Origin of the sequence: Bradyrhizobium agreste, from assembly GCF_016031625.1 — a bacterium.
GTDB classification, from domain to species: Bacteria; Pseudomonadota; Alphaproteobacteria; order Rhizobiales; family Xanthobacteraceae; genus Bradyrhizobium; species Bradyrhizobium agreste.
Genome location: NZ_JACCHP010000013.1, coordinates 23,147 through 35,449, shown reverse-complemented (window position 1 = coordinate 35,449; position 12,303 = coordinate 23,147). Strand labels below are relative to the sequence as shown.

14 protein-coding genes are annotated in these 12,303 nt (G+C 65.6%); 12 read left to right on the top strand and 2 right to left on the bottom strand.

Annotated features, from left to right (window positions below; genetic code table 11):
- The first annotated feature begins 122 nt into the window (after nucleotides 1-122).
- From HZZ13_RS20385 to HZZ13_RS20335, 11 genes are all read left to right on the top strand, one after another.
- On the top strand, nucleotides 123-893 hold the full coding sequence (locus HZZ13_RS20385; protein ID WP_197961328.1) for an esterase/lipase family protein: 771 nt from the start codon (nucleotides 123-125) through the stop codon (nucleotides 891-893).
- A 210-nt stretch (nucleotides 894-1,103) separates the two neighbouring features.
- Complete coding sequence (gene paaX / locus HZZ13_RS20380; protein WP_197961327.1) at nucleotides 1,104-1,970, top strand: phenylacetic acid degradation operon negative regulatory protein PaaX; 867 nt, start codon at nucleotides 1,104-1,106, stop codon at nucleotides 1,968-1,970.
- A 74-nt stretch (nucleotides 1,971-2,044) separates the two neighbouring features.
- Nucleotides 2,045-3,037, top strand: a complete 993-nt coding sequence (gene paaA / locus HZZ13_RS20375) for a 1,2-phenylacetyl-CoA epoxidase subunit PaaA (protein WP_197961326.1) — start codon at nucleotides 2,045-2,047, stop codon at nucleotides 3,035-3,037.
- Nucleotides 3,038-3,046: 9 nt separating this feature from the next.
- Nucleotides 3,047-3,334, top strand: a complete 288-nt coding sequence (gene paaB / locus HZZ13_RS20370) for a 1,2-phenylacetyl-CoA epoxidase subunit PaaB (RefSeq protein WP_015687593.1) — start codon at nucleotides 3,047-3,049, stop codon at nucleotides 3,332-3,334.
- Nucleotides 3,335-3,348: 14 nt separating this feature from the next.
- Complete coding sequence (paaC, locus tag HZZ13_RS20365; RefSeq protein ID WP_197961325.1) at nucleotides 3,349-4,125, top strand: 1,2-phenylacetyl-CoA epoxidase subunit PaaC; 777 nt, start codon at nucleotides 3,349-3,351, stop codon at nucleotides 4,123-4,125.
- Nucleotides 4,119-4,622, top strand: a complete 504-nt coding sequence (gene paaD / locus HZZ13_RS20360; RefSeq protein ID WP_197961324.1) for a 1,2-phenylacetyl-CoA epoxidase subunit PaaD — start codon at nucleotides 4,119-4,121, stop codon at nucleotides 4,620-4,622. Before paaC ends, paaD begins: the two co-directional genes overlap by 7 nt.
- Nucleotides 4,623-4,624: 2 nt before the next feature.
- Nucleotides 4,625-5,707 (top strand): 1,2-phenylacetyl-CoA epoxidase subunit PaaE, encoded by a 1,083-nt coding sequence (gene paaE, locus HZZ13_RS20355; RefSeq protein WP_197961323.1) that lies wholly within the window; start codon nucleotides 4,625-4,627, stop codon nucleotides 5,705-5,707.
- A 101-nt stretch (nucleotides 5,708-5,808) separates the two neighbouring features.
- Nucleotides 5,809-6,258: a hydroxyphenylacetyl-CoA thioesterase PaaI gene (gene paaI, locus HZZ13_RS20350; RefSeq protein WP_197961322.1), complete on the top strand. Its 450-nt coding sequence runs from the start codon at nucleotides 5,809-5,811 to the stop codon at nucleotides 6,256-6,258.
- Nucleotides 6,259-6,297: 39 nt separating this feature from the next.
- Complete coding sequence (gene paaK, locus HZZ13_RS20345) at nucleotides 6,298-7,629, top strand: phenylacetate--CoA ligase PaaK (protein WP_197961321.1); 1,332 nt, start codon at nucleotides 6,298-6,300, stop codon at nucleotides 7,627-7,629.
- Nucleotides 7,630-7,693: 64 nt separating this feature from the next.
- Complete coding sequence (locus HZZ13_RS20340; RefSeq protein WP_197961320.1) at nucleotides 7,694-8,698, top strand: quinone oxidoreductase family protein; 1,005 nt, start codon at nucleotides 7,694-7,696, stop codon at nucleotides 8,696-8,698.
- 116 nt (nucleotides 8,699-8,814) lie between these two features.
- Entirely contained in the window at nucleotides 8,815-9,870 is a 1,056-nt protein-coding gene (locus tag HZZ13_RS20335) for a YeeE/YedE family protein (RefSeq protein ID WP_197961319.1), read from the top strand.
- Here the strand turns inward: HZZ13_RS20335 and HZZ13_RS36870 are convergent.
- Nucleotides 9,849-10,418 (bottom strand): DMT family transporter, encoded by a 570-nt coding sequence (locus HZZ13_RS36870; RefSeq protein WP_246504503.1) that lies wholly within the window; start codon nucleotides 10,416-10,418, stop codon nucleotides 9,849-9,851. The genes HZZ13_RS20335 and HZZ13_RS36870 overlap by 22 nt on opposite strands.
- Nucleotides 10,402-10,764 carry an EamA family transporter gene (locus tag HZZ13_RS36865; protein ID WP_246504502.1) on the bottom strand — a complete coding sequence of 121 codons (363 nt, stop codon included), beginning with the start codon at nucleotides 10,762-10,764 and terminating at the stop codon, nucleotides 10,402-10,404. The genes HZZ13_RS36870 and HZZ13_RS36865 overlap by 17 nt, the downstream gene beginning before the upstream one ends.
- A 101-nt stretch (nucleotides 10,765-10,865) precedes the next feature.
- Between HZZ13_RS36865 and pdxR the strand changes: the two genes are divergently transcribed.
- Nucleotides 10,866-12,296 (top strand): MocR-like pyridoxine biosynthesis transcription factor PdxR, encoded by a 1,431-nt coding sequence (gene pdxR / locus HZZ13_RS20325; protein WP_197961448.1) that lies wholly within the window; start codon nucleotides 10,866-10,868, stop codon nucleotides 12,294-12,296.
- Nucleotides 12,297-12,303 lie beyond the last annotated feature (7 nt).

The following is a 12,303-nucleotide window of genomic DNA, read 5'->3' as shown; positions in this document are numbered from 1 at the left end:
CCACCTAGCTGATTCATGCTGCGCTGCGGAACGTTCAAGAAGCCGGTGCATTGGAATTCATGCCCATTTGCCGGTGTCGCTGCCGGCGGCCTTTCCAGGAATTCTTCCCAGGGGAAACATTGATGACCGCAACTGCCCAGACGCTGCGCCCGCCGTCCCGCACCTTGATGTTTCTGGAGGGGCGAGCGATCCACGAGTTCGGCGCATTCCTCGGCGCGCTGCCGCTGTTGAGCCTTGCGCCGCGCGGCGATGGGCATCCGGTGCTGGTGCTGCCCGGCCTCGTGGCTTCCGATGTCTCGACACGTGCGCTGCGCGCGTTTCTGGCCAGCAAGGGTTATGCGGTCAGCGGCTGGCGTCAGGGGCGCAACTACGGTCTGCGCGAGGGCGTTCAGGACGCCATGGTCGATCTGGTCCAGGAGCTCAGCGACACGCACGGCCGCAAGATCAGCCTGGTCGGCTGGAGCTTAGGTGGCCTCTATGCGCGTCAGCTCGCCAAGATGATGCCGGAGCGCGTGCGCCAGGTGATCACGCTCGGCAGCCCCTTCGCCGGCGATCCGCGCTCGACCAACGCCTGGCGCGTCTACGAATGGGCGAGCGGGCGCAAGGCTGACGAGGTCGATCCGCGCTTTGGCGGCGAGCTCGCCGTGCCGCCGCCGGTGCCGACCACCGCCATCTTCAGCCGCACCGACGGCGTCTGCGCCTGGCAGGGCTGCATGGAGAAGTCCGGCGCACAGACCGAGAGCATCGAGGTCGAAAGCAGCCATTGCGGCATGGGCCATCATCCCGCCGCCGTCTATGCCGTCGCCGATCGCCTTGCGCAGAAGGAAGGCCAGTGGCGCCCGTTCGATCGCAGCGGCTGGCGGAGCGTGGTGTATCCCGATCCGCATCGGTGATGTCTTGCCTCTCCCCGCCTGCGGGGAGAGGCCGGATTGCATCGGAGATGCAATCCGGGTGAGGGGGACTTTCCGCGAGTCTCTCTGCTAGCGAGTTTGCGGATACAGCCCCTCACCGCGACCCTCTCCCCGTAAGAACGGGGAGAGGGAGAGCAGCCGCATCGCTCCCCTCCATTGTCGCGCCTGCACCAAACGCGCTAAGCCTGACGCATGGCGCATCCGCTCTCCCGCATCATCGACCAGCTCAAGCGCGAGCCCTCGCGCACCGGCTCCATTGTCATCACCGTGTTCGGCGACGCCATCGTGCCGCGTGGTGGCTCGGTGTGGCTCGGCACGCTCTTGGAATTCTTCGAGAGCCTGGATATCGACAGCGGCGTGGTGCGCACCGCGATGTCGCGGCTTGCGGCCGACGGCTGGCTGACGCGCGAGAAGGTCGGCCGCAACAGTTTCTATCGCCTGGCCGACAAGGGCCGCCAGACCTTCGAGGCCGCGACGCGCCACATCTACGATCCCCCGCCATCGGATTGGACCGGGCGCTTCGAGCTGCTGCTGATCGGCAATGGCGAGGACCGCGACGCTTCGCGCGAAGCGCTGCGCAATGCCGGCTTCGGTAGCCCGCTGCCGGGCGTGTGGGTCGCGCCATCGGGCGTGCCGGTGCCGGATGAGGCGGCGGGCGCGATCCGCCTCGAAGTCTCGGCGGAAGACGACAGCGGCCGCCGCCTGCTCAGTGCGAGCTGGCCGCTCGATCGGACCGCGGACGCCTATCTGAAGTTCATGAAGACGTTCGAGCCGCTGCGCGCCGCGATCGCGCGCGGCACCGGTTTGTCCGAGGCCGACGCCTTCACCGCGCGCATCCTCTTGATCCACCATTACCGCCGCGTCGTGCTCCGCGATCCGCTGCTGCCCGAGAGCCTGCTGCCGCCGGATTGGCCGGGCAGGGCCGCCCGCGAACTCTGCGGCGAGATCTATCGCGCGCTGCTCGCGGCGTCGGAACAATGGCTCGACAGCCATGGAACCAATGAAAAAGGGCCGTTGCCGCCAGCGCGAAAGCTGCTGGAACGGCGGTTCGGCGCCTGACGATATGTTACAGAAATATCTTGCATGACGTAAATCTTGTTATATATTCTCTCCCACTAAACGGGAGGACGCGCATGTACACCCAGGCGCTGAACACGGCCGAGACCGCTGATCGCGATCTGGAGGATGCAGGCAAAGCTGCACAATTCCAGGCCCGCATCGATGCCGAGGAGCGCATCGAGCCGAACGACTGGATGCCGGCGGCCTACCGCAAGACGCTCACCCGCCAGATCTCCCAACATGCCCATTCCGAAATCGTCGGCATGCTGCCCGAAGGCAACTGGATTACGCGCGCGCCGACCTTGCGCCGCAAGGCCGCGCTGCTCGCCAAGGTGCAGGATGAATGCGGCCATGGGCTCTATCTCTACGCCGCGGCCGAGACGCTCGGCTCCTCGCGCGAGGAACTGGTCGACGCCATGCTCGCGGGGAAAGCAAAGTACTCCTCGATCTTCAACTATCCGACGCTGACCTGGGCGGACATCGGCACGATCGGCTGGCTGGTCGACGGCGCCGCGATCATGAATCAGATCCCGTTGTGCCGCTGCTCCTACGGCCCCTATGCCCGTGCGATGATCCGCGTCTGCAAGGAGGAGTCCTTTCACCAGCGTCAGGGCTACGAGATCATGGTGACGCTGTGCCGCGGCTCGGAGGAGCAGAAGGCGATGGCGCAGGACGCGCTGAACCGCTGGTGGTGGCCGGTGCTGATGATGTTCGGTCCGCCGGACGCGACCAGCCAGCACAGCGACACCTCGACGAAGTGGAAGATCAAGCGCTTCTCCAATGACGAGCTGCGCCAGAAGTTCGTCGATGCCACCGTGCCGCAGGCGCAATATCTCGGTCTCACCATTCCCGATCCCGGCATGACGCAGGACGCCGACGGGCACTGGCGCTACAGCGAGATCGACTGGGCCGAATTCAAGCAGGTGCTCGCCGGCAACGGCCCCTGTAATCGCGACCGCATGGCCGCGCGCCGCAAGGCGCACGAGGAGGGCGCCTGGGTGCGCGAGGCGGCAGCTAGCTATGCCGCCAAGCGCGCCCAGCGTCAGACCGCCCAGGCTGCCGAATAGGAGAACGATATGGCCACGCCGAACACGCCGCTCTGGGAGGTCTTCATTCGCAGCCGTAACGGGCTCGCGCACAAGCATGTCGGCTCGCTCCATGCGAGCGACGCGACCATGGCGCTGCAGGCCGCCCGCGACATCTACACCCGCCGCGGCGAGGGCCTGTCGATCTGGGTCGTGCCCTCGAGCGCGATCACCGCGAGCGATCCCGCCGAGAAGGGCATGATGTTCGAGCCGGCGGAATCCAAGATCTACCGGCACCCGACGTTCTACGAGGTGCCGGAAGAAGTGGGGCACATGTGATTGGGATTGATGTGATGTCTTGCGCCAACATCCAGGTCTCCGAAACGCCGCTGGTGCTCTACGCGCTGCGACGCGCCGACGATGCGCTGATCCTCGGTCACCGGCTGTCGGAATGGTGCGGGCACGCGCCGCTGCTGGAAGAGGACATGGCGCTCTCCAACATCGCGCTCGACCTCATCGGTCAGGCACGGGAGCTCTACACCTTTGCCGCCAAGGTCGAAGGCAGGGATAACGACGAGGACAAGCTCGCTTACTTGCGCGACGTGCGGCAGTACCGCAACCTGCTGCTGGTCGAGCAGCCCAACGGCGATTTTGCCCAGACCTTGGTGCGGCAATTCTTCTATTCCGCCTTCGCCGATCTCTATTGGCGTGCGATGATGAAGTCGCGCGATGCGACGCTGGCGGCGATTGCGGCGAAATCGGAGAAGGAGAGCGCCTACCATCTGCGCCATGCCTCGGAATGGGTCATCCGGCTCGGCGACGGCACCGAGGAGAGCCACCGACGCGCGCAAGGAGCGATCGAAAATCTCTGGGCCTTTACCGGCGAGATGTTTGCCGTCGACGACAGCGAACGCGGGCTGATCGATGCCGGCATTGCCGTCGATCCCGGAAGCTTGCGCGGGCGCTGGCTGACGACGATCACAGATGTCACCCGCGAAGCAACGCTCGCACTGCCGCAGAACGAGTGGATGCAGCAGGGCGGCCGATCCGGCCGTCACAGCGAGCATCTCGGCCACCTCCTGTCGGAGCTGCAATCGATGCAGCGGACTTTTCCGGGGCTGACATGGTGACGGTGCTCGACCGCGACGGCGATTTGCGGCAGCGCGCCTGGGATGCCGCGGCGAGCGTGGTCGATCCGGAGATTCCGGTCTTGACCATCGCCGATCTCGGCGTGCTGCGCGAGGTCGTTCTCGACGGCGATCATGTCGAGGTCGCGATCACACCGACCTATTCGGGCTGTCCGGCCATGAACATGATCGCGCTGGAAATCGAGTTCGCGCTGGAGCGCGCCGGTTTCCAACATCCGAGAGTAAGAACCGTGCTGTCGCCGGCCTGGACCACGGACTGGATGACAGAGGAGGGCCGCAAGAAGCTGCGCGCCTACGGCATCGCACCGCCGCAAGCTTCAAACTCGCGACGCGCCCTGTTCGGCGCGCAGGCGGTAGCATGCCCGCAATGCGGCTCGGACAACACCGAGCTGCTGTCCGAATTCGGCTCGACCTCCTGCAAGGCGCTCTGGCGCTGCAAGGCCTGCCGCGAACCTTTCGACTATTTCAAGTGTCATTGACCATGTCCGCAGCCGCACCGCGCTTCCATCGCCTCGCCGTCAGCGATCTCCGCCGCGAGGCGCCCGACGCCGTCTCGATGACCTTCGCGATTCCCAACGAACTCGCCAGCGATTACGCCTTCACGCCCGGCCAGTACCTGACGCTGCGCGCCACGCTCGACGGCGAAGAGGTCCGCCGCTCCTATTCGATCTGCTCCGGCCCCGACGACGGCGAGATCCGTATCGCCGTCAAGAAGGTCGATGGCGGCGCGTTTTCGAGCTGGGCCGCCGAAGATCTCAAATGCGGCGACGAGCTCGACGTGATGACGCCGACCGGCCGCTTCGGTCTGGTCCCGCCGGCAGATCGTGCGCGCGTTCATGTCGGCTTCGCCGCCGGCTCCGGCATCACGCCGATCCTGTCGATCGTCAAGGGCGTGCTCGCGCGCGAGCCGGGCAGCCGCTTCTTTCTGTTCTACGGCAACCGCACCACCGACAGCATCATGTTCCTCGAAGCGCTCGAGGAGCTGAAGGACCGCTTCATCGATCGTCTTTCGATCTTCTTCGTGCTCTCCGGCGAGGAGCAGGACATCCCGATCCTGCATGGCCGGCTCGACGGCGACAAGGTGAGGGTGCTGCTCCGCGCCCTGGTGCCGGCGCCAAGCGTCGATCACGTCTTCATCTGCGGTCCTCTTGGCATGAGCGAGGAGATCGAGGCGACCTGCCGCGATCTCGGCATCGCCGACGAGCGCATCCATGTCGAGCGCTTCGTCTCCGAGTTCGGCGGCAAGCCGCGGCCGAAAAAGGCGGTTGCGCCCGACGCGCCGCCGAAGGCGATCGCCTCGCTGATCATCGACGGCAAGCGCCGCGACGTGCCCGTCGCCGAGGACGAGGCCATCCTCGATGCCGCCCTGCGCGCCGGGGTCGATCTGCCCTTTGCCTGCAAGGGCGGCATGTGCTCGACCTGCCGCGCAAAACTGGTCGAGGGCGAGGCGCCGATGGACATCAACTATTCGCTGGAACCGTGGGAGCTCAAGGCCGGTTTTGTTCTCACCTGCCAGGCCAAGCCGTCTACGGAGCGGGTCGTGGTCGATTATGATCATGTCTGATCAGGCGTTCTGCGGCTCGGGAATGCAAATGCGTCGCATTATTTGACAGTGTGAGCCAACCAGAACAACATCATGAGCAAACATCTGGCCGGGAGAAGCGCGTGAACGTCAAAGCCGCCCTGTCACCTGATGATATCGCCCGCGCCTGCGCCGAGGCGATGTGGGCCGAGGACGATGCGTCCAAGGGTCTCGGCATGGAGCTCGTCGAGATCGGCCCGGGCTTTGCGACGCTCGCGATGATGGTGCGGCCGGACATGGTCAACGGCCAGCGCATCGCTCATGGCGGCTTCATCTTCACGCTCGCCGATTCCGCCTTCGCGTTCGCCTGCAACTCGCACAACGAGCGCGTCGTGGCGGCGCAGGGCCAGATCACTTTCATCAAGCCGGGCAAGCTTGGCGATCGTCTCATCGCCAAGGCGCGGGAGATCACCCGCGTCGGCCGCTCCGGCATTTACGACGTGCGTGTCACGGTGGGCGAGGTCGTCATCGCGGAATTCCGCGGACATTCGCGCGTCATTCCCGGCAAATGGCTGCCGGCGCAAGATCAATAAGACCAAACAAAGAAGAACAAACAATGTGGGGAAACGAGGATGGCTCTCACGAGGCTCAAGGATGGTGGCAACACCTATAGCGCCGAGATGGACGCGCATGAGCGCGCCTCGCGCGACGAGATCATGGCGCTGCAGAAGCAGCGGCTGGCCTGGTCGCTGAAGCACGCCTACGACAATGTCGCGCATTACCGTAAAGTCTTCGACAAAGCGGGCGTGCACCCGTCGGATTTTCGCGAGCTCTCCGATCTCGCCAAGTTTCCGTTCACGGTGAAGACGGACCTGCGCGACAATTATCCCTTCAACATGTTCGCCGTGCCGCGCGAGAAGCTGGTGCGGGTGCATGCCTCATCGGGCACGACCGGCAAGCCGATCGTGGTCGGCTATACCAAGCGCGACATCGACACCTGGTCCGAGGTGATGGCGCGCTCGATCCGCGCCGCCGGCGGCCGCAACGGCATGATCATCCACAATGCGTATGGCTACGGCCTCTTCACCGGCGGTCTCGGCGTGCACTACGGCGCCGAAAAACTCGGCTGCACGGTGGTGCCGATTTCCGGGGGCATGACCGAGCGGCAGGTGCAGCTCATCAACGATTTCCGGCCCGACATCATCACGGTGACGCCGAGCTACATGCTGGCGATCCTCGACGAGTTCAAGCGCCAGAAGCTGGATCCGCGCCAGTGCTCGCTCAAGATCGGCATTTTCGGCGCCGAGCCCTGGACCAACGCGATGCGCACCGAGATCGAGGACGCTTTCGACATGGACGCCACCGATATCTACGGCCTGTCCGAGGTGATCGGTCCCGGCGTGGCGCAGGAGTGCATCGAGACCAAGGACGGCCTGCACATCTGGGAGGACCACTTCTATCCCGAGGTGATCGACCCCGAGACCGGCGCGGTGCTGCCGGACGGCGAGAAGGGCGAGCTGGTCTTCACCTCGCTCACCAAGGAAGCCTTTCCGGTGATCCGCTATCGCACCCGCGACCTGACGCGGCTGCTGCCGGGCACGGCACGGCCGGGCATGCGGCGCATGGAGAAGGTGACCGGGCGTTCGGACGACATGATCATCCTGCGCGGCGTCAACCTGTTCCCGACCCAGATCGAGGAGGTCCTGCTCGCGACCGACTGGTGCGGCGGCCACTTCATCCTGGAACTCACCCGCGAGGGCCGCATGGACGAGCTCACCATCATCGCCGAGGCGCGCCCCGAGAGCTGGGACGGCCGCGGGCTCGTCGATCATGCCGACCAGATTGCGACCCACATCAAGAACACGATCGGCGTCAGCTCCAGGGTGCAGGTGGTTGCGCCCGCGACGCTGGAACGCTCGCTCGGCAAGGCCAAGCGGCTCTATGACAAGCGGCCCAAGGACTGACTGGGCGGATTGACTCCATGGGCTCCAGAGGCGACAAGGCCCGCGAGAAATCGCGGGTCTTTCGATGTCGCCAGCCGATGCCAAAACGGTCGAAGCACGCTGTGTGCGCCTCAACGCCAAAGCTGAAAATGCCGCTGCGCTTGCACCGACAATTGAGCGGCAGATGCTTGCATGCGGGCCGAACGATCTCCTGATCGAGGTAAAGGCTGCCGCGGTCAATCCCTCCGACGTCAAGGCGGCGACCGGCCTGATGCCCTATGCCGTGTTCCCGCGAACCCCCGGCCGCGACTATGCCGGCGTTGTGATCGACGGGCCTGCGGGCACGATAGGGCGCGAAGTGTTCGGCTCGTCCGGCGATCTCGGCATCCGTCGTGACGGGACCCACGCGAGCCATCTCGTGGTCGAAGCCGATGCCGTCGTGGAGAAGCCCAGGACGCTGTCCTGGGAGGAGGCCGCCGGCATCGGCGTGCCCTTCGTCACCGCGATGGAAGGCTTTCGCCGCGCCGGCCTGCCGAAGAGCGGCGAGACCGTTCTGGTGTTCGGCGTCAACGGCAAGGTCGGCCAGGCCGCGGTGCAGATCGCGACCTGGCAGGGCGCGCGCGTGATCGGCGTGGTGCGCAAGGCGGAAGCTTACGAAGGCCACGCCAACGCTGCCATCGAGGTGATCGACGCCTCCGCCACCGACGTTGCCGCGCGCGTGCGCGAATTGACCGGCGGCAAGGGAGCCGACATCGTCTTCAACACGGTCGGCGATCCCTATTTTCAGGCCGCGCACAAGTCGCTTGCGCTTCGCGGCCGTCAGATCCTGATCGCCGCGATCGACCGCATCGTGCAGTTCAACATCCTCGAATTCTATCGGGGCCAGCACACCTATGTCGGCATCGACACGCTGGGCCTGTCCTCGGCCGCGACGGGCGCCGTCCTGCGCGACCTCGGGCCGGGTTTTGCGAGCGGCCATCTGAAGCCGTTCCCGATCAAGGCGAATGCAATCTATCCGTTCGAGCGCGCCAAGGAGGCCTATGTTGCGGTCGCCGGATCGTCGCGCGATAGAGTAATCCTGAAGCCGTAACACGCCGTCATTGCGAGCGCAGCGAAGCAATCCGTAAAATGCATCCGCGGAGACAGACTGGATTGTTTCGCTACGCTCGCAATGACGGAGAACGTCGAGAGGTCTGAGAACAACCGATGGAATCCACGCAACTTGTCATCCTCGCGGGCCTCGCCATCGGGCTCGTCTACGGCGCCGTTGGCCTGCTCAGCGGTTTCTGCCTGATGAGCAGCATGCGCGGGTTTCTCGGAGAGGGGGACGGACGGCTGGTGCGGACCTATGCACTGGCGATCTCGGTTGCGATTGCCGCGAGCCAGCTCCTCGCCGGCAGCGGCACGGTCGATCTCGGCAAGTCGATCTATCTGCAGCCGTCGTTTTCGCCGGCGGTGCTGTTTCTCGGCGGCCTGCTGTTCGGCTACGGCATGGTGCTGTCGAACGGCTGCGGCTCGCGGGCGCTGGTGCTGCTCGGCCGCGGCAATCTCCGCTCCTTCGTGGTCGTGATCGTGCTGGCGATCGCCGCGCAGATGACGCTGAAGGGCTTGATCGCGCCGGGCCGTATCGCGCTGGTCCAGGCGACGCAAACCGCGGTCGCCGCGAATTCGCTGCCGTCTTTGCTGGCGACGCTCGGTTTCACGGAATCGTTTTCGCGTTTGCTTGCCGCTGCGACGATCGTCGTCGCGTTGATCCTGTTTGCTTTCGCGCACCCGGCGTTCCGCGGCTCGCCCGCCCAGATGTTGGCGGGCATCCTCGTGGGCCTCCTCGTCGCCGGCGGCTGGTACGTCACCGGCTATCTCGGCACCGACGATTTCAATCCGGTCCCCGTGACCTCCCTGACGTTCGTTGCCCCGATCGCCGACAGCCTGCAATATGCCATGCTCTCGACCGGGCTGACGCTCAATTTCGGCATCGCGACGGTGGCCGGCGTCTTCGCCGGCAGTCTGGCGACGGCACTCGCAACAGGCCGCTTCAAGCTCGAAGGCTATTCCTCGCCGCGCCACATGCTGCGCTCAGGCACCGGTGCCGCGCTGATGGGGATCGGCGGCGTGATGGCGTTCGGCTGCTCGATCGGGCAGGGGCTCACCGGCGTGTCTACGCTCGCGCTGGGCTCGTTCGTCGCGGTTGCCGGCATCCTGCTCGGCACGACGGCGGGCCTGCGCGGCGCGCTGCGGGTTCAGCCGTTGGCGGTGGCCTGACTGCGCGATAGCCGATCGCCCAGCGTCGCAAGCGCGATGCCGGTGACGATCAATCCGGCCGCGACGGCGAGGCTCGCGTCGATCGGCTCACTCAGCAGGATCGCGGCACTGGCGATGCCGACGAGCGGCGTCGCGGTGGTGCCGAGCGATGTCGTCAGTGCCGAGATGCTCTTGTTGACCATCGACATGGCCCAATAGGCCAGCGCCGTCCCGATCAGGCCCGAGTACAGGAAGAGCAATACAAGCCTCCATGACCACTCGATTCGCGGCAACCCGTCGATAATGATCGCCAGGGTCGTAAGCACGGCCGTGGCCACGAGCACCTGCCAGAGCAGGAGCTGGAGCGGGGACGCGATCCAGCGATGCGCGCGGATATAGATGATGTTAGCGGCCCAGGAGATCGCGGCCAGGATGACCATACCTGCTCCGAGGAGGACGTTGATGTTGGTCCAGTCGATCGAGGACGGATTCAAGATGGCGGCAAGACCGATCAACCCAAGCAGAGCGCCGGCGAGCTTTGGCGCGGTCAGCCTATCCTTCCCCAGCAAGGGCGCGGCGATCGCGACCCAGAGCGGCGTGGTGTAGGCCGAGCACGATTGCCTTGCTCGCCGGTAGGAAGCGCACACCGGCCGCAACCAGAACCGAGAACAGCGTCATGTGCAGCAGTCCCACGCTCAGGACCACAGGAATGTCGCGGCGCCCCGGAATCACCAGATTGTTGCTGAGGCCAAGGATCGCGAACAATCCAAACAGCGCGATCCAGCTCCGGATTGCGGACGTCCATAGCGGTGGCAGGACCTGAACGAGCTGCTTCGTCACCGACCAGTTCACGCCCCAGGCCAGCACGACGATGAGAAACAGGCCGACGGCGGCGCGAGGCGAAAGGGAGTTCATCTCGGAGATCCTTGAAGCGGTCCGATCCGGCGGATAGCATCTCATCTGGCTCCTGGAAAAGTGCCAGATTGGAGAAGAGAGAGGTGCCAGTTTTGGAAGGCATGATCGCAGGCCTGATCGACCTGAAACGGGCCGACGGGGAGGGCCTGGCGACGCAGCTGACGGGTCAGCTCCGCAGCCTGATTGCGAGCGGTCGCCTCGGCAAGGGCCTCTCGCTGCCCTCGAGCCGCCGGCTCGCCAGCGAGCTCGGCGTCTCCCGCAACACCGTCACCTACGCGTTCGAGCAGCTCGTCGCGGAGGGCTATTTGGCAGCGTCGCACGGGCGGCGCCCCATCGTCATCGTTGATGGTGCCGGGCGAAGCGATCCAGCAGGGACAGCTGCATCGCGTCCGACCGCCGGCAGGCTGCGGCTCTCCTCCTGGGCCTCAAAGCTCCAGAAGACCGACTGGCCGATGTCCTATCAGGCGCCATTCAAGCCGTTGCGTCCGGGCCACGGCGACGCCAGGGAATTTCCGAACGACATCTGGGGACGCTGCCTGCGCCGCAGCGCGGTCGGGGCAGCCAGGCGCGAGCTCGGAACGGTCAACCGGCCGCGCTTGCGCGAGGCGCTGGCGCACTACCTCGCAACCAGCAGAGGCGTTCGCGCAGATGCGGACCAGATCCTGATCCTGCCGAGCGCGCAGGCGGCGCTGACCTTGATCGCGACGGCCGTGATCACGCCCGGGGACGAGGTTTGGATCGAGGATCCAGGTTATCCCGGTGCCGCGGCTGCCTTCCGCGCCGCAGGCGCACGCGCGACGGGTATCGCTCTGGACGAGCAGGGCATGCAACGGATGCCGGGCCGCGACGCGCCGCGGCTCATCTTCATGACGCCGTCGCATCAGCATCCGACCGGCCGGCTGATGTCGCTGGCACGCCGCACCGAGTTTCTCAGGGCAAGCCGGCCCGGAAAGACCTGGATCGTCGAGGACGATTACGACGGTGAATTCCAGTATGACAGCCGGCCGGTGCCGGCGCTCCAGGGATTGGACGCCTATGGTCGCGTGTTCTATGTCGGCACCTTCTCGAAGGCGATGACGTCGGATATCAGGCTTGGCTATCTCGTCGCGCCGCCGGCGCTCGTCGGTACCTTGGAAATCGCACAGCGGCATATCGGGCTCATCGCCTCCAGCCACATCCAGGAGGCGCTCGCCGAGTTCATCGCCGACGGACATTTTCTGGCGCATCTGCGCCGGGTTCGTCGGCTCTATCACGCGCGGCGCGATCATCTCGTCGCCGGGCTGGAGCGCCATCTCGGCGAGGTGCTGTCGGTCGAGGTGCCCTCGGGCGGTATCCAGCTCGTGGCCCGCCTCAAGCGCAGCCGCGCCGATCAGGCTGCGGTAGCGCGGCTCGTTGAGGCGGGTGTTGTCACGCGAGCGATATCCAGCCTGGCGCTCGGCAAGCCGCGCGATCACGGCCTGCTGCTCGGCTTTGCGGCGTGGCGCGAGAACGAGATCAGCGCGGCCTTGCGGACGATGGCATCATGCTTCTAGCGCACCG

Bases quoted from the DNA above. Each gene is read 5' to 3' on its own strand.
- paaX (WP_197961327.1), top strand. From the start codon at position 1,104: ATGGCGCATCCGCTCTCCCGCATCATCGACCAGCTCAAGCGCGAGCCC.
- pdxR (WP_197961448.1), top strand. From the start codon at position 10,866: ATGATCGCAGGCCTGATCGACCTGAAACGGGCCGACGGGGAGGGCCTG.
- HZZ13_RS36865 (WP_246504502.1), bottom strand. From the start codon at position 10,764: ATGAACTCCCTTTCGCCTCGCGCCGCCGTCGGCCTGTTTCTCATCGTC.
- HZZ13_RS20340 (WP_197961320.1), top strand. From the start codon at position 7,694: ATGTCGCCAGCCGATGCCAAAACGGTCGAAGCACGCTGTGTGCGCCTC.
- HZZ13_RS20335 (WP_197961319.1), top strand. From the start codon at position 8,815: ATGGAATCCACGCAACTTGTCATCCTCGCGGGCCTCGCCATCGGGCTC.
- paaA (WP_197961326.1), top strand. From the start codon at position 2,045: ATGTACACCCAGGCGCTGAACACGGCCGAGACCGCTGATCGCGATCTG.
- paaE (WP_197961323.1), top strand. From the start codon at position 4,625: ATGTCCGCAGCCGCACCGCGCTTCCATCGCCTCGCCGTCAGCGATCTC.
- paaC (WP_197961325.1), top strand. From the start codon at position 3,349: ATGTCTTGCGCCAACATCCAGGTCTCCGAAACGCCGCTGGTGCTCTAC.
- paaD (WP_197961324.1), top strand. From the start codon at position 4,119: ATGGTGACGGTGCTCGACCGCGACGGCGATTTGCGGCAGCGCGCCTGG.
- paaB (WP_015687593.1), top strand. From the start codon at position 3,047: ATGGCCACGCCGAACACGCCGCTCTGGGAGGTCTTCATTCGCAGCCGT.
- HZZ13_RS20385 (WP_197961328.1), top strand. From the start codon at position 123: ATGACCGCAACTGCCCAGACGCTGCGCCCGCCGTCCCGCACCTTGATG.
- paaK (WP_197961321.1), top strand. From the start codon at position 6,298: ATGGCTCTCACGAGGCTCAAGGATGGTGGCAACACCTATAGCGCCGAG.